This window comes from Pseudomonas sp. GL_139_B (assembly GCF_057834475.1).
Window position 1 is genome coordinate 2,441,298 of the sequence record NZ_CM174403.1, and the last position, 13,910, is coordinate 2,455,207.

The window sequence follows — 13,910 nt, forward strand, 5'->3', positions numbered from 1 at the left end:
GCTCAGGCGTTCAAGCCTGGGGTGTCATCACCGGTTGCTACGCCGCGCTACCCCGGCCACGCTGACCGGGGTGAGAGGGCGTCCGACAACCGCTTCGGCCGGGGAAATAACGCTGTGAACGCCCGGGATCGACAGGGTTTCACCGAGTTCAAGCGCTGCGATCAGAACGAAGCCGCCCAATAGTAAGCCGCCTGTTTTTATCAAAAGCTTCATTTGCCAGGTCCTCGCACAAAGTTCTTCGGCAAGGTGTCGCCGGGGAGGTCTTTCAAGTCGATTTTCTGCGCATTCGTTGAGTTGTTAAAGGTGAAATCGTCAGCGGCAACCTCATTGCCGGTCTTCCAGTTACTCAATTGAATGCTGTACTGCGGCCCGCCCGCGACCTGTTTTGAAGTGATGACATAGCGGCAAGGGTAAGGACGCTCACCTTGGGCGATCCAGATCTGCCAATCCACTGCTTTGCTTCTGAAGGCCAGGTGATCGCACTCGACGCCACCGATGACGCCACTGCCCAAATCTTTTATGTTGGTCACGCCCTTCATCAACGAGTCTTTAGGGTTGGACACGAACAGGTCGGCGCCGGACATAGGTCGGTCGTATTTTTCCCTTAACTCATCAATCACGTGGTCAAGTGTGCCGGGCACAGCCACTTGCGTAAAAGTGTTGGTGTTTTTTCCGAGTAAGGTCAGGGTGGTGCCGTCAAACAGCATTTCCATGTCGACAAATCCACCCATGCGCGTGGTGCGCATCTTGTCGGGGCGGCTGATGACTGTCGTGCCGGAAGCGGCCAGTGAAAGATTCTGTTTTTCTTTGGTGATGACTTCAAAGTTTGTGTCGTAGTTGAATGATATGTTTTTTTCCGCTGTCAGGTAGTCGGACATGCTCTTGAGCAAATTTTTTGCGTACGCCTCATCTGCTTGCGCGTTCGGAATGCTCAATCCCGCTATTAATGCCAATCCGGCGCCAGCGAAGCGAAGAGTCGAGGATTCAATTAACGTTCGGGCGATCTTGTCCATGGAAGTTCACCGCTGTGAGAGTACCGGATTGCCCGGTGTAAACTTACAACGTTAGTCCCATCACACATGCAATGAATGACCACTCATCCGGGCTGATTCTTTAGCGGACGGGTCCAAATCATTTAAGGCAATTCATCAAGTGACCGACAGCCTCTGCTTCGACAGCCCCGTCGGTGCCACCTTCGGCAAAAACCGCACAACTCGCGGTAATGCCATCTTTTGAGCTGCGGTAGACCGCGATCACGCTGCCCGGTCCGCCACCGGTGTGCCCGCTCAATATCAGTCCACCTTCGACCGCGCCTTGCATCAGGCCCAGAGCGTAGCCAGGCGCAATCCAAGGTCGCCCGGCCATGGGACCGCCGAGCCTACGGGCCGTCTGCATTTCCCGCAGTAACGACGGCGGCAGGGTCCAGCCGGCCATTAGCCGATCCAGACAAAGCGCGGCCTCATCCAGCGGGCCGACCAGCAGGCCGTGATAAACCCAGCCCGGGTCGTACGCTTGCGCGGCGCCCATGGTCACGCCCTCCAGATCGGCTGGCTTGGTGGCCAAGCGTACACGTGCCAAGCCGAGGGGCGAAAAAACCAGTCGGGTCAGCGCCTCTTCCAGCGCAAGACCGCTCAGGCGCTCGATGAGCCTGGCCAAGTACAGGTAACCCACGTTCGAATACCGCCAGCCGTCACCGGGTGCATAGCGCAAACGGCTCGCCTCCAGGCGTTTCAACAGGTCATCGGCGGGCCACGGCGTTTCATTGCGCGCCACCGCAGCGTGGTACTCCGCCAGCTCTCCATAATCCGCCAATCCGGCTTCATGCCGCAGCAGTTGGCGCAGGGTGAACGGTCCTTCCGGCAGCGTATCGTCCAGTTCGACCTCGCCATCACGCACCAGCGTCATAACGGCGCCACAGAGCACGGTCTTGGTAAAACTCCACCAGGGAACCGTCACATCAGTCTGTGCAGGCGTGAGCAGTGAACCGTTTGAGACAAGGGTAAATGGCATGGGTGATGGCTGCTCTGGACGAAGGTGCCGCGGGAGTGTGCCAGAAACGCCCGATTGTGTTTTATTGGCGGTTTGGCTAATCTCGCATAAACCCGCAATAGCAGGCATAAACATGCACGATCAGCACGCTGCAGCCGAGCTACCTTCGGTGCGCCGGCAAAAAATCCTCCTGATCCTTGAGCGCGACGGCAAGGTCATGGCCTCTGAGCTGAGCCAGCATTTCGCCGTTTCCGAAGACACCATACGCCGCGACCTGTCCGAACTCGCCAGCGCAGGGTTGGTGCAACGAGTGCATGGCGGCGCGTTGCCGCGACCTAAAGACACGGGCAAGGATTTCTTCACCCGGGTCGGTGAAACCGATGAGGTGAAAACACAGCTGGCGCAATTGGCCGCGCGCCGGGTGCAGGATGGCCAGATTGTGATGTTCGACTCAGGCAGCACAACGCTGCAGATCGCGCGGTCACTGCCCTCGGGCATTGCGATCACGGCCATTACCGCCTCGCCCATGATCGCCATCGCCTTGGCCGAATACACAGGGATCCAAGTGATCCTGGCCGGTGGCCTACTCAATCGCGCGACAATGTCGGCCAGCGGGTATGAAACCCTGCGGCTGATCGAAGGCATCAAGGCTGATCTGCTGTTCACCGGTATCTGTGCGATTCACCCGGAAGTCGGCATCAGTTCGCTGCATTTCGATGAGGTGCCAGTAAAACTGGCGATGATCGACAGCGCGTCGCAGGTAGTGGCCGTCACCACGGCGGACAAACTGGGTGCGGTGGAGCCGTTCGTTGTCGCGCCGTGCAATCGCATTCATACGCTGATCACCGAGCAACAGGTGGCGTCGGGCAACGTTGAGGACTATCAGCGGTTGGGTATTGAGGTGGTTCAGGTCGACGCCTGAGCTCAGCCATGGCCCAGCGCAATCGCAAACGACACGACGATGAAGCAGGCAAAGGCAAAATTCAGGTTCATGAAGGCGTCGTCCGGCGTATTCGAGAAGTCGCCATCTTGAATACGCTGGAGGAAAATAAAAAATTCGGCTTGGTGATGTGAATGATCGAAGAAATTGATACCTGCTGCCTGCGCTTACAGCTCAGTCCCTAAACCAGATACTTGCGAAACCACGCGATCGTGCGGTCCCACGCCAGTTTGGCGGCGGCCTCATCGTAGCGAGGCGTCGAGTCGTTATGAAAGCCATGATTGCAGCCCGGATAAATATAGGCCTCATAGGTTTTTCCGGCGGCTTTCAACGCTGATTCGTACGCTGGCCATCCATCATTGATGCCCTTGTCCAGCTCGCCGTAATGCAGCAGCAAGGGCGCCTGGATCCTGGGCACATCTTCAGCTTTGGGCTGGCGACCATAAAAAGGCACGGCCGCCGCCAATTCCGGATAGGCCACGGCCGCCGCGTTGGAGACACCCCCGCCGTAGCAGGAGCCGGTGATGCCGACCTTTCCCGTGGTCGCGTCGTTTTTCGAAAGCCACTCGATGGCGGCGAAAAAATCATTCATGAGCTTTTCGGGATCGACCTTCGCCTGTAGCTCGCGGCCCTTGTCATCGTTGCCGGGATAGCCACCGACCGAGCTCAGACCGTCAGGGGCAAGCGCAATGAACCCGGCTTTGGCGACGCGTCGGGCGACGTCTTCGATGTAAGGATTGAGCCCGCGGTTTTCATGCACGACCACCACCGCGGGTACTTTTCCGGTGGCTTTTGCCGGGCGCACCAGGTAGCCGCGCACATTGCCATGACCCTTGGGTGAGGGGTAGGTGATGTACTCGGCGATGATGTCCGGGTCAGTAAACTCGACTTGTTCGGCGAGCGCATAGTTGGGGCTCAGGGACGCGAGCAATGCGCTGGCGGTCAAACTGCCCAGGGCGAACAACGCCGCACGATCGAGAAACTCTCGCCGGTTGATCTTGCCATGGACGTAGTAATCGTAGAGTTCGAGCAGTTCGGGGGCGAAATCTTTAGCGGTGAGACGTTCCATCGGGGGCGCTTCCCGTTCGATCAGAATTTGAATCAGTAAAGCAGTGTTTGGCGCGCTTTTTCAGTTTTCGAAGCAACAGCCTCCCGCGCAACGCCCGTAGTGCAGGCATTGCGCGAAAGAGCTTTTTTACGCTTCCCAGTTTCTTCTATGTGCCGGCGCGCCCAACGGTGCGCCCGTTGCACCACCGTCGACGACGATCTCGGCGCCCACGACGTTGGCCGAGTCGCTGGACGCCAGGAACATCGCGACGGTCGCCACTTCTTCTGCTTCGCCAATGCGGCCGGTCGGAATGGTGGTCGTGAGCTTTTGCTCCAGCGCATCCATTTCGGCGGAGGTGGAGGCGAGGGGGTTCCACACCGGCGTGCGCGCGGCGCCGGGCGTGATCTGATTGACGCGAATGCCACGCGGGGCAAATTCGGCGGCCATCACTCGAGTCATTGAGCGCACCGCGCCTTTGGTGGCCGCGTAGGCGCTGTAGCCTGGCCATCCCATCACCGCGTGCACCGACCCGTTCAAAATGATCGAGGCGCCAGGGTTCAGGTGAGGTTCAGCCGCTTGCACGGTAAAGAACGTGCCGGTGAGATTGGTCTGAATGATGTTCTGGAACGCCTCCACTGTCGTACTGCCTACCGGCGTCAACCCCGCAACGCCCGCGTTCGCGAACACGATATCCAGTTTGCCGAAGACGGCGACGGCCTCTGACACGGCACGTTCGATCTCTTTGACGTCGCTCAGGTCTGCCTTGATCGCCAGCAGATTCGGGCCTAGCGCCTCCCGAGCGTGATCCAGCGTTTCTTGATTGCGACCGGTGATGGCGACTTTTGCGCCTTCAGCGATGAACAGCTTTGCCGTCGCCAAACCCAGGCCGCTATTGCCGCCGGTGATGAATGCAGTTTTTCCAGCCAGTTTCATGGGAACACTCCAGTGGTTTTATAATGCAACCATAGATGGCGAAGCACAGGTGCAGAGGGCACAAGTTGAATCGCATCAGGTCGCTAAAGGTTTCATTATGAAACCAGTGGCTGTAGTTTTTAGCAGTATTGGTTGTATTATGCAACCACTTGCCGGGTAACCAATGGCACCCATCTCATGGAGGTTCGTTTACGTGAAGCGCAAAAGTTTGCAGGGGGATCCTTGCCCGGTTGCTCGGTCCCTGGATCTCATTGGCGACTGGTGGTCTTTACTGATTATTCGCGATGCGCTCGCGGGCACGCGGCGTTTCAGTGATTTTCAGAAGAGTCTGGATGTGGCGAAAAACATCCTGAGCACCCGACTCAAAAACATGGTGGCCGAAGGTGTGATGCAGTTGGCGCCGGCTGCTGACGGGAGTATTTACAAAGAGTACGTGTTGACGGAAAAGGGCAGGGCCTTGCAACCCGTGCTCATTGCGCTCTCGCAGTGGGGTAACGAATTCATGTTCGAGCCTGGCGAAGCCGGATCCGTCATGGTCGATGCACGCGACCGCCAACCGATTCAAAAACTGCAGTTGGTTGCAGCAGATGGACGGCGTCTGGAACCGCAAGACATCGCCACCAAGCTCGGCGTTTTGCATTGAGATGCTGCTGAACTGACGCAGTGGTTGCCATCACCCGGGCGATTCACCCGGGCGTGGCAACGATGGTCGTACGGACTAATGCCCGCCCACCACCATGTGACTGAATGGCGCCACATACGCCTGCAACGTCACCAAGCCACCGACCAGAATCGCCAGCACGATGGAGTGGAAGAACACATACCGCAGAATTTCCCCTTCATGCCCGTACCAACGCGTCGCCGTGGACGCGACCACAATCGACTGCGCGTCGACCATTTTGCCCATGACCCCGCCAGAACTGTTCGCCGCCGCCATCAGCACCGGGCTGATCCCCAGCTGTTCTGACGTGACCCGTTGCAACCCGCCGAACAGTACGTTGGAAGCCGTGTCCGAGCCGGTCAAGGCCACGCCGAGCCAGCCCAGGAGGGTGCCGAACATCGGGTAGAAAATACCGGTCGCGGCGAAGGCCAGCCCCATGGTCGCGTCCAGTCCCGAGTAGCGCGTGAGGTAACCCAGCGCGAGCATCGCCGCGATGGTGATCAGCGAGTAGCGCACCACCCACAGCGTTCGCAGGTATTGACGTGCCAGTTGCGGGATCGAGTAGCCCATCAGCAGTCCGCCGAGGATGGCTGACAGCAAGATGCCGCTGCCGGTGGCGGTGAACCACGTGAACTTGTAAATCGCCTCTTCGGCTTTCGGTGCAGGGACCACCGGCGGCACTTTCTCGACTTGCAAGTGCAGGGTGGTGAAGGTCAGGGCCGGCGAGAAGATCGGGTTGGCTTCGCGCAGCGGTTTACCCTGCGGGTCGAGCTTGACCGACTGGGTTTGCGGATCGATCGCCGGGCGGGTATCGAACATGTTTTTGAAGCCTTGGGTACCCCAGGCGAACACGAAGATGGTGAGGATGATCCAAGGCATCCAGGCGCGCATTACTGCGGGTTTGGCCTCGGCGGAAAAGGTTCCTGTGGCCGCCGGCGGTTGCTCATGTTCGGCACCGATTTTCGAGTTGTCGACGCGCCCGGACAAAGCGGCCGAGGTGTGCACCGTGGCCGGTTTCCAGACCTTGAGGAAACCGGTCAGGCAGGCCATGGAAATCAGTGCGGCGATCACGTCCACGAGCATCGGGCCGTGGTAGTTGGAGACCAGAAATTGGGGTACCGCGAAGCTGACCCCGGCCACAAGGATCGCCGGCCAGATTTCCAGCATTTTGCGCCAACCGGCGAAGGCCCAGATCAACCAGAACGGTACGAGTACCGAGAAAAAGGGTAGTTGGCGACCGACCATCATCGACAGTTCCATTTCATCCAGCCCGGTCACTTTGGCCAGGGTGATGATTGGTGTGCCCAGCGCGCCGAACGCAACAGGTGCGGTGTTCGCGATCAAGGCCAGGCCGGAGGCGGCCAAAGGCGAGAAGCCGAGCCCGATCAGAATCGCACCGGTCACCGCCACCGGCGTACCGAAGCCAGCCGCGCCCTCGAAAAACGCACCGAAGCAAAAGGCGATCAGCAGCAATTGCAGGCGACGGTCGTCGGTGATTCGCGCCAGGGAATCCTGCAACACTTTGAACGAGCCGTTTTCGGTGGTCAGTCGGTGCAGGAAGATGATGTTGAGTACGATCCAGCCAATCGGCAGCAAGCCGTTGGCAGCGCCGAATAACGCCGCCGAGCCGGCCATGTTCGCTGGCATGCCGAAAGCCAGGATCGCGATCAGCAAGGCAGACGCTAGTGCGAGCAACGCCGCCATGTGCGCCTTGATGTGGAAAAACGCCAGGGAGGCCAGCATCACCACCACCGGCACCGCTGCCATGAGGGTTGAAACGACCGGATTACCGAAGGGATCGTAGACTTGCTGCCAAACCATGTTCCACCTCTGCTTTTTATTGTCGGTAGTACAGGCCCCGGGCGGGGTTGGTGGAAAGGAGTATAGGTGGCATTACGCCGCTGTCTCGGTGAGGTTCGTCACCGCTCAAAGGTACCGTGCCGGGCAATGATCCCGGGCGAACTTCTACTACGCTCAGAAGGGATGACGGCCCCATTCATTCACCACGAGAGGGAGACAGCAATGACTGAACGCCATGAGGAACACAAGGAAACGCTTTCCAACGGATGCTCGATCAAGGTCACCGCCGAGATACTGAAAGACGGCTCCTTGAAAATGCTGATTGGTGTGTACCGGCCGGACGGTTCGGTGATTGAAGAGGACCACCATCCATCCCCGCACCTGCTGGACATGGAGGCGGCGATGGACTGGGCCATCGAAAAAGCCAAAACCGTCGGCAACAGTCAGCAAACGTTGTAAGAGCGGTGCATCACCGCTCTGAACATCACGCTTACTGCGTACCGAACATGGCCGTCCAGTAAATCCCCGCATCGCTCTTCGGGTCCACCGCGTACGCTGCACCGAGCTCACGGAACTGTGGATTCATCAGGTTGGCGCAATGACCGGGGCTGGCCAGCCAGCCGTCAACCACCTTGCGCACGGTGTCTTGCCCGGCGGCAATGTTCTCGCCGATCTGCTGAAAGTTGTAACCCGCCAGTTCCGCGCGGTCACCCGGGGTGCGGCCGTCGCGGTCCTTGTGATCAAAGTAGTTGCCGTTGGCCATGGCCCGAGAGTTGGTTTCGGCGGCTGACGCCAACAGGGCGTTCCAGGCCAACGGAGTGGTCGCGGCAAAGGCTTGGCCACCACATTGACGCGGTTGAGTGCGCGCGGCGTTGAGCTCAACCAACAGTTTCTGGCCTTCGACGGCAGCATCGCCCTGGCGCGCGGGCAACAGGGGACGGGCGAGCACAATACGCCAATCGCTGCCTTGGCGGCTGACACCGATGTCGATGAATTTCGGGTCCAGCACGACCTGGCAGAAGCTTTCCTGCACCGCCATCATCGCCGCTTGCGCATCACGCGGCCCGGTCAGGGTAATTGCTTGCACATTGAACATCGGATACGCCGCGCGGGCCATGGCCTGCTGCAAGTCGACCGGTCCGCTGGCCTGTAATACCAGACGCGGATCGCTGTTCAGTGGTGGCAACTCCTGCGAGACCTGACCGGCGCAACGCTGCGCCAGGCTGCGAAAGGCGTTGATCGAGTCGGTCAGCTGCGTTTCTTCGGACGCCATGGCCGTTGTTGCAAGCAACAGACCTAGCGACAACCCTGAAAAGCGCAAAGCGGATAAAAAGACGTGCATGAAAACCCCCTTGGACGGACTGCGCCCATGATGCGCGAACTCCCCCCGTACAAAGCAATGGCTTTTTGCAGTTTGTGACTCAGTAGCTGACATGATTTGGCTACTACACTAAGCCGACGCCTCCCAGAGTGTTTGCGCTATGCCCGTCAATTGGATCGCCGCGTTTCTCGCCGTTTCGCTGCTCGCCGGTCAGGCTCTTGCGGACGATCAACAACAAACAAAGGAAGTAGCGGAGGACAAGGCACAGGTGCTTGAACAGAAGGCGGCCGAGAAGGGCAGCAACGTGCCGGTGCCCAAATCCGAGACCATCACTGCGACTGAAGTCCAGGCTGTCGACCCGGTCGGCAAGTCTCCGCTGGACGATGCGATTACGTGCATGGCCCGCTCCATTTACTGGGAAGCCAAAGGCAAGAACGCGGCCGATATGGAAGCGGTGGCCAACGTGGTGATGAATCGCCTCGGCCACGAAGGCTTTCCCGACACCGTGTGCGCGGTGGTCAAGCAAGGCTCCGAAACCAAAAGCTGCCAGTTTTCCTGGTGGTGCGACGGGCGCCCGGACACGGTCCAGGAGGAAACCCAATATGCGCAGGCCAAGGAAATCGCACGCAAGGCTTTGAACAAGCAGCTGCCGGATCGCACCGGCGGCGCGATGTACTTCCATGACAAGACGGTGAAGCCGGTCTGGGCCAAGAAGTACATCAAAACGGCGAGTATCGGCTTATTTGTGTTCTACAAGCCACACGATGGGTCGGCGAAGTAGGTCGCCCAACTATCAGCTGTAAAGCCCTTACACCTCACGACCATGTGCCGCAGCGGCCAGTTGCCCGGTATCGACCCGAACAAACACAGAGTCCCCCACTGCCGTGAGCACGCCGTCGGCGTACACCTCGCAGATGACCCGGCTCTTGCGTCCGACATCGCCCTCGACCTTGGCGCGCAAGGTTAGCGTGACACCCATCGGCGTCGGTTTGATGAACTTGATCCCCAGACTCCCGGTGACGCAGTCAATGCGCGGCAGTGATCCCGGCTCGCGGTTTTCTGCCCGGTAGTGGTAAGCCATGGCGGTCCAGTTCGAGTGGCAATCCACCAACATCGCAATCAATCCGCCGTACACCAGATCCGGCCAGCCACAGTATTTGGCGTCGGGCAGATGTTCGGCTACTACGTGGATGCCATCAGCATGCCAGTGGCTTTTGACATGTAGCCCGTGAGGGTTGCGGCTGCCGCAGCCGTAACAAACGCCCTCCGGGGCGGCGCTGTCCTGCATGGAAATGTCGAGCATGGTGGTCCCTTGTTGTGCTTTGAAGTCCGCTGCGATTAAAACGCTGGAACCAGGGGAAGTCCATTGCGCCATCCGGGTAATGCGGATCAGTTAAGGCGCAAAACCTGTGGGAGTGAGCCTGCTCGCGATCGCGGATTGTCAGGCAACGCAAGGGTTGACTGTGCCACCGTCATCGTCGGAACGCCGCCCGGAGCCGGCTCGCTCCCACAGTTTTTTTGCCCGGTGCCGTTCACAGCAGAGTAGAGTTCCGCTCAAATGGCTTGAAATCCGTCATACCACGTTTACGGACAACCACCGTGCTCAACATCGGACTCATCGTTTACCCCGGTTTCCAGGTGCTCGGCCTCGCCATGTGCGCCACGTTCGAGTTGGCCAACAACAGCGCCGACGAGCCGGTGTACAGTCTTTCGCTGCTGTCCGAACACGGCGGCACGGTGCAGACCTCCGCCGGTTTCGGTGTGGAAACCCGTGCATTCGATCCGCGCGCATTCGACACGCTGCTGGTAATGGGCGACAACCTGGTCCGGCCAACGTCGCCGGGCATGGTTACGTTTTTGCGCAGCGCCAGCGCGTCCACCCGGCGTCTGGGTTCGATCTGTACCGGAGCGATTGCACTGGCCGAAGCGGGATTGCTGGATGGTCGACGGGCGACCACTCACTGGTGTCATGCGCCGGCCTTGCAGCGAGCGTATCCAAAGGTGCTGGTCGAAGAGGACCGCATTTTCATCAACGACGGTAATATCTGGACCGCCGCCGGCATGAGCGCGTGTGTCGACCTGGCCCTGGCGCTGGTGGAAAAAGACCTCGGTGCCGACGTGGCGCGCACGGTGGCCCGACAACTGGTGGTGTATCACCGCCGCGCGGGTGGCCAGTCGCAGTTTTCGGTTATGTTGGAACTCGAACCGAAGACCGACCGTATCCAGGCGGCGTTAACCTACGCTAAACAACACCTGAAATCCGCGTTGTCGGTGGAGGAGTTGGCCAGTGCGGCCCATCTCAGTCCCCGGCAATTCAGCCGGGTGTTCCACGCCGAAACCGGTCAATCGCCGGCCAAAGCCATCGAAAACCTGAGGGTGGAAGCCGCGCGGTTGATGATGGAGACCGGTCGACATGCCATCGATGTGGTGGCGACTGAAACCGGCTTTGGTGACCGAGAGCGCATGCGCCGTGCTTTTATCCGCGCGTTCGGACAGCCGCCGCAGGTGATTCAGCGGGCTAATCGGTCGATGTCCTGAAAGGTGGTGTATTCGACATTTAAGACAAAATATTATTTCCGTAATCTTGATCTCGTTGAAGCCCAATCCCTCAGCGAGATCACCGCCATGTCCATTGTCAAAGCCGCTGCCGTTCAAATCGCACCTGTGCTCTACAGCCGTGAAGGCACGGTAGAAAAAGTCGTCAGCAAGATTCGCGAACTCGGTGAGAAGGGCGTGCAGTTCGCCGTTTTCCCGGAAACCATCGTGCCGTACTACCCGTATTTCTCCTTTGTGCAAGCGCCTTTCAAAATGGGTTCCGAGCACTACAAGTTGCTCGATCAGGCCGTGGTAGTGCCCTCGGCAACCACCGATGCAATCGGCAAAGCCGCCAAAGAAGCCAACATGGTGGTGTCCATCGGCGTCAACGAGCGCGATGGCAGCACGCTGTACAACACGCAGCTGCTGTTTGATGCCGACGGTACGTTGATCCAGGCGCGTCGCAAGATTTCGCCGACCTATCACGAACGCATGATCTGGGGCATGGGCGATGGCTCCGGCCTGCGCGCCACCGACAGCGCGGTCGGACGCATCGGTCAACTGGCGTGCTGGGAACATTACAACCCGCTGGCGAGGTACGCCCTGATCGAAGACGGCGAACAGATTCACGCCTCGATGTACCCCGGCTCGTTTGCCGGCGAGCGGTTCACCCGTCAGATGGAGGTCAGCATCCGCATGCATGCGCTGGAATCGGCTTGCTTCGTGGTCAACTCGACTGCCTGGTTGTACCCGGAGCAACAAGCTCAGATCATGGCCGACACTGGTTGCGAGATTGGTCCGATTTCCGGCGGTTGCTACACCGCGATCATCGACCCACAAGGCGAAGTGATCGGCGCACTGACCGAAGGCGAAGGCGAGGTTATCGCTGACATCGACTTGTTCGAGATCGAGATCCGCAAACGCCAAATGGACGGCCGTGGCCACTACAGCCGCCCGGAGATTCTGAGCCTGAACATCGACCGCACACCGCATCGACATGTTCATGAACGCAATGCTCAGCCGACGTTGGCCGTCACTGCCCAGCCGGAAGAGCTGTGATCAGGTAAACGCGCCCAACAAAAAAAGGCCCCTTCATCAACCGATGAAGGGGCCTTTTTCAGGAAGGGCGGTTTTACAGTTCCTGACCCAAAAAGATCAACGTATTGCCATGTGCCTCAGCCGCTGCGCGCTGGTTGTAGCTGTCGCGGTGCGAGCAGTTGAAGCCATGTTCGGCCTCTGGGTACACGACTATTTCCACGTTATCGTTGGTGTCGAAACGCTCGGCGATTTTCTCCACGGCTTCCAGCGGAATGTGGCTGTCCTGCTCACCGAAGTGCATCAGCAGCGGCACCTGGATGTCATCGGCGCGGTCGAGGTGATTCTGAATGCCGCCACCGTAGTAGGCGACCGCCACATCCACCAGCCCGTTGGTGGCGGTGAGGTAGGACAACAAGCCGCCAAAGCAGTAACCGATGGACGCGATGCCGCCATCCAGCCCCGGCTCTGCATCCAGCCTGTCGATGGCCAGTTTGATGTCGGCCTGCGCCTTGGTGATGTCGGTGGCGTTCATCAACTCGACGGCGCGTTTCCAGCCGGCTTCATCGTAGGTCAGTTCGATGCGGTGACCGCTGCGCCAGAACAGGTCCGGCACGACCACCAGATAACCATCGGCGGCGTATTGCTCGGCGACCGAGCGGATGTGCTCGTTGACACCGAAGATCTCCTGGATCAGTACGATCCCCGGGCCTCGTTGGGTATGCGGAATGGCCAGGTAAGCGCCGAATGTACCCTCGTCGCCGTCGATCTCGATCCATTGGGTGGTCACGCTCATAGTGGCTCCTGTCTACGCAAGTGAGGTGAAGAGTGAAGCTTGCCACGGTAGCATTTCAACGATTGTGACGGCGCCAGAAAAATTGCGCCAGCAGCGTATCGAGGCTCAGCTTGCCGGCCCCCGACAGCAACAACGGCATCAGGGCGGCGAGGTAGATCAGCGGCAGTTTGAAGTTGCCGTGGCCTTTGTTGCTGATGGCGTAACCTTGGGCAAGCTCACTTAATGTAGACCAATCGGCCGGCCAGTGAACGGCAGCGGTGGCGACGACCGTGACCACGATCAGAATGATCGCCGATACGCGCGTGCCGAGGCCCACCAGAATCGCAAGCGCGCAAATCAGTTCGGCCCACATCGACAGCTCCCAGTTAAGCGTGGCCGGCAGCTGGTCGAACGGAAACGGAAAACGGTCCTGAATGTCGGCAAACCAGTTTTCACCGTTCCATTTTTCCAGACCCGACTCGAAAAATTCCCAGGCGATGAACAACCGCAGGGTCAAGGGTGCGAGCCAGCTACCGGCACGGTCGAGGTTCAGGTGCAGACCTTTGACGGCCGTTGAGAGAGAGGTGTTCATGGGCTTGATCTCCACTGGGGCGGGAAGGCGGGGCATCGGCGTGCCCCGCGTGGTGGTTTACTCGCTGGCGCCGCACTTGCCTTCGCCACATTTGCCTTCGGCAGGTTTTTCCGCCGTGTCGGCCTGGACCTGGCTGTAGCCGTGGGCCAGTTGTTTCATGCTGAACGCTTCGGATTCGGAGGCCGAAGCGACGTTCGAAAGGGCCAGGCCACCGGCAATGAGCAGGCCGAGGGCCAGGGAAGACGTTGAGAGTTTGAACATGGTGATACTCCGTAGCATTG

The 13,910-nt window shown here is 59.2% G+C and carries 18 protein-coding genes; 7 read left to right on the plus strand and 11 right to left on the minus strand.

Translation table 11 applies throughout. From position 1 onward, the window contains the following. Nucleotides 1–27 precede the first annotated feature (27 nt). The 3 genes from AC3ISI_RS11265 to AC3ISI_RS11275 form a co-directional block, all read right to left on the minus strand. On the minus strand, nt 28–213 hold the full coding sequence (locus tag AC3ISI_RS11265; protein ID WP_489336995.1) for a hypothetical protein: 186 nt from the start codon (nt 211–213) through the stop codon (nt 28–30). Further along, nucleotides 210–1,013: a DUF2092 domain-containing protein gene (locus tag AC3ISI_RS11270; protein WP_489336996.1), complete on the minus strand. Its 804-nt coding sequence runs from the start codon at nt 1,011–1,013 to the stop codon at nt 210–212. The genes AC3ISI_RS11265 and AC3ISI_RS11270 overlap by 4 nt, the downstream gene beginning before the upstream one ends. Nucleotides 1,014–1,131: 118 nt before the next feature. Then, complete coding sequence (locus AC3ISI_RS11275; RefSeq protein WP_489336997.1) at nt 1,132–2,010, minus strand: serine hydrolase domain-containing protein; 879 nt, start codon at nt 2,008–2,010, stop codon at nt 1,132–1,134. A gap of 112 nt (nt 2,011–2,122) precedes the next feature. Here AC3ISI_RS11275 and AC3ISI_RS11280 point away from each other — a divergent pair, with 112 nt between their 5' ends. Then, entirely contained in the window at nt 2,123–2,911 is a 789-nt protein-coding gene (locus AC3ISI_RS11280; RefSeq protein ID WP_489336998.1) for a DeoR/GlpR family DNA-binding transcription regulator, read from the plus strand. An 8-nt stretch (nt 2,912–2,919) separates the two neighbouring features. Then, nucleotides 2,920–3,063 carry a hypothetical protein gene (locus AC3ISI_RS11285; protein ID WP_489336999.1) on the plus strand — a complete coding sequence of 48 codons (144 nt, stop codon included), beginning with the start codon at nt 2,920–2,922 and terminating at the stop codon, nt 3,061–3,063. A 47-nt stretch (nt 3,064–3,110) separates the two neighbouring features. Here the strand turns inward: AC3ISI_RS11285 and yghX are convergent, their stop codons facing one another. Next, nucleotides 3,111–3,998, minus strand: coding sequence for a YghX family hydrolase (yghX, locus tag AC3ISI_RS11290; protein WP_489337000.1), 888 nt, complete (start codon nt 3,996–3,998; stop codon nt 3,111–3,113). 126 nt (nt 3,999–4,124) lie between these two features. Next, nucleotides 4,125–4,910 carry an SDR family oxidoreductase gene (locus tag AC3ISI_RS11295; RefSeq protein ID WP_489337001.1) on the minus strand — a complete coding sequence of 262 codons (786 nt, stop codon included), beginning with the start codon at nt 4,908–4,910 and terminating at the stop codon, nt 4,125–4,127. Between the two features lie 193 nt (nt 4,911–5,103). Between AC3ISI_RS11295 and AC3ISI_RS11300 the strand changes: the two genes are divergently transcribed. Next, nucleotides 5,104–5,553, plus strand: a complete 450-nt coding sequence (locus tag AC3ISI_RS11300; protein WP_489337002.1) for a winged helix-turn-helix transcriptional regulator — start codon at nt 5,104–5,106, stop codon at nt 5,551–5,553. 75 nt (nt 5,554–5,628) lie between these two features. Here AC3ISI_RS11300 and AC3ISI_RS11305 read toward each other — a convergent pair whose 3' ends face one another. Next, entirely contained in the window at nt 5,629–7,392 is a 1,764-nt protein-coding gene (locus tag AC3ISI_RS11305) for an L-lactate permease (protein WP_489337003.1), read from the minus strand. Nucleotides 7,393–7,593: 201 nt separating this feature from the next. On the opposite strand from AC3ISI_RS11305, the gene AC3ISI_RS11310 reads away from it, so the two are divergent. Next, entirely contained in the window at nt 7,594–7,830 is a 237-nt protein-coding gene (locus AC3ISI_RS11310) for a hypothetical protein (protein ID WP_477791104.1), read from the plus strand. A gap of 31 nt (nt 7,831–7,861) precedes the next feature. Here AC3ISI_RS11310 and AC3ISI_RS11315 read toward each other — a convergent pair whose 3' ends face one another. Next, nucleotides 7,862–8,713, minus strand: coding sequence for a CAP domain-containing protein (locus tag AC3ISI_RS11315; RefSeq protein WP_489337004.1), 852 nt, complete (start codon nt 8,711–8,713; stop codon nt 7,862–7,864). Nucleotides 8,714–8,852: 139 nt separating this feature from the next. Here AC3ISI_RS11315 and AC3ISI_RS11320 point away from each other — a divergent pair, with 139 nt between their 5' ends. Continuing rightward, complete coding sequence (locus AC3ISI_RS11320; RefSeq protein WP_489337005.1) at nt 8,853–9,473, plus strand: cell wall hydrolase; 621 nt, start codon at nt 8,853–8,855, stop codon at nt 9,471–9,473. 27 nt (nt 9,474–9,500) lie between these two features. Here AC3ISI_RS11320 and AC3ISI_RS11325 read toward each other — a convergent pair whose 3' ends face one another. Continuing rightward, nucleotides 9,501–9,995 (minus strand): PaaI family thioesterase, encoded by a 495-nt coding sequence (locus tag AC3ISI_RS11325; protein ID WP_489337007.1) that lies wholly within the window; start codon nt 9,993–9,995, stop codon nt 9,501–9,503. Between the two features lie 296 nt (nt 9,996–10,291). Here AC3ISI_RS11325 and AC3ISI_RS11330 point away from each other — a divergent pair, with 296 nt between their 5' ends. Further along, nucleotides 10,292–11,230 (plus strand): GlxA family transcriptional regulator, encoded by a 939-nt coding sequence (locus AC3ISI_RS11330; RefSeq protein ID WP_489337009.1) that lies wholly within the window; start codon nt 10,292–10,294, stop codon nt 11,228–11,230. 87 nt (nt 11,231–11,317) lie between these two features. Then, nucleotides 11,318–12,286, plus strand: coding sequence for a nitrilase-related carbon-nitrogen hydrolase (locus AC3ISI_RS11335; protein ID WP_489337010.1), 969 nt, complete (start codon nt 11,318–11,320; stop codon nt 12,284–12,286). A gap of 73 nt (nt 12,287–12,359) precedes the next feature. Here AC3ISI_RS11335 and AC3ISI_RS11340 read toward each other — a convergent pair whose 3' ends face one another. From AC3ISI_RS11340 to AC3ISI_RS11350, 3 genes are read right to left on the minus strand one after another with little or no spacing between them, the layout of a single operon-like run. Next, nucleotides 12,360–13,058, minus strand: coding sequence for a dienelactone hydrolase family protein (locus tag AC3ISI_RS11340; protein ID WP_489337011.1), 699 nt, complete (start codon nt 13,056–13,058; stop codon nt 12,360–12,362). Between the two features lie 55 nt (nt 13,059–13,113). Further along, on the minus strand, nt 13,114–13,629 hold the full coding sequence (locus tag AC3ISI_RS11345) for an HvfX family Cu-binding RiPP maturation protein (protein WP_489337012.1): 516 nt from the start codon (nt 13,627–13,629) through the stop codon (nt 13,114–13,116). Between the two features lie 57 nt (nt 13,630–13,686). Further along, on the minus strand, nt 13,687–13,890 hold the full coding sequence (locus tag AC3ISI_RS11350; RefSeq protein ID WP_489337014.1) for an HvfA family oxazolone/thioamide-modified RiPP metallophore: 204 nt from the start codon (nt 13,888–13,890) through the stop codon (nt 13,687–13,689). Nucleotides 13,891–13,910 lie beyond the last annotated feature (20 nt).

Coding starts and splice junctions, on each gene's coding strand:
- AC3ISI_RS11265 (WP_489336995.1), bottom strand. CDS start 213: ATGAAGCTTTTGATAAAAACAGGCGGCTTACTATTGGGCGGCTTCGTT.
- AC3ISI_RS11270 (WP_489336996.1), bottom strand. CDS start 1,013: ATGGACAAGATCGCCCGAACGTTAATTGAATCCTCGACTCTTCGCTTC.
- AC3ISI_RS11275 (WP_489336997.1), bottom strand. CDS start 2,010: ATGCCATTTACCCTTGTCTCAAACGGTTCACTGCTCACGCCTGCACAG.
- AC3ISI_RS11280 (WP_489336998.1), top strand. CDS start 2,123: ATGCACGATCAGCACGCTGCAGCCGAGCTACCTTCGGTGCGCCGGCAA.
- AC3ISI_RS11285 (WP_489336999.1), top strand. CDS start 2,920: ATGGCCCAGCGCAATCGCAAACGACACGACGATGAAGCAGGCAAAGGC.
- yghX (WP_489337000.1), bottom strand. CDS start 3,998: ATGGAACGTCTCACCGCTAAAGATTTCGCCCCCGAACTGCTCGAACTC.
- AC3ISI_RS11295 (WP_489337001.1), bottom strand. CDS start 4,910: ATGAAACTGGCTGGAAAAACTGCATTCATCACCGGCGGCAATAGCGGC.
- AC3ISI_RS11305 (WP_489337003.1), bottom strand. CDS start 7,392: ATGGTTTGGCAGCAAGTCTACGATCCCTTCGGTAATCCGGTCGTTTCA.
- AC3ISI_RS11310 (WP_477791104.1), top strand. CDS start 7,594: ATGACTGAACGCCATGAGGAACACAAGGAAACGCTTTCCAACGGATGC.
- AC3ISI_RS11315 (WP_489337004.1), bottom strand. CDS start 8,713: ATGCACGTCTTTTTATCCGCTTTGCGCTTTTCAGGGTTGTCGCTAGGT.
- AC3ISI_RS11320 (WP_489337005.1), top strand. CDS start 8,853: ATGCCCGTCAATTGGATCGCCGCGTTTCTCGCCGTTTCGCTGCTCGCC.
- AC3ISI_RS11325 (WP_489337007.1), bottom strand. CDS start 9,995: ATGCTCGACATTTCCATGCAGGACAGCGCCGCCCCGGAGGGCGTTTGT.
- AC3ISI_RS11335 (WP_489337010.1), top strand. CDS start 11,318: ATGTCCATTGTCAAAGCCGCTGCCGTTCAAATCGCACCTGTGCTCTAC.
- AC3ISI_RS11340 (WP_489337011.1), bottom strand. CDS start 13,058: ATGAGCGTGACCACCCAATGGATCGAGATCGACGGCGACGAGGGTACA.
- AC3ISI_RS11345 (WP_489337012.1), bottom strand. CDS start 13,629: ATGAACACCTCTCTCTCAACGGCCGTCAAAGGTCTGCACCTGAACCTC.
- AC3ISI_RS11350 (WP_489337014.1), bottom strand. CDS start 13,890: ATGTTCAAACTCTCAACGTCTTCCCTGGCCCTCGGCCTGCTCATTGCC.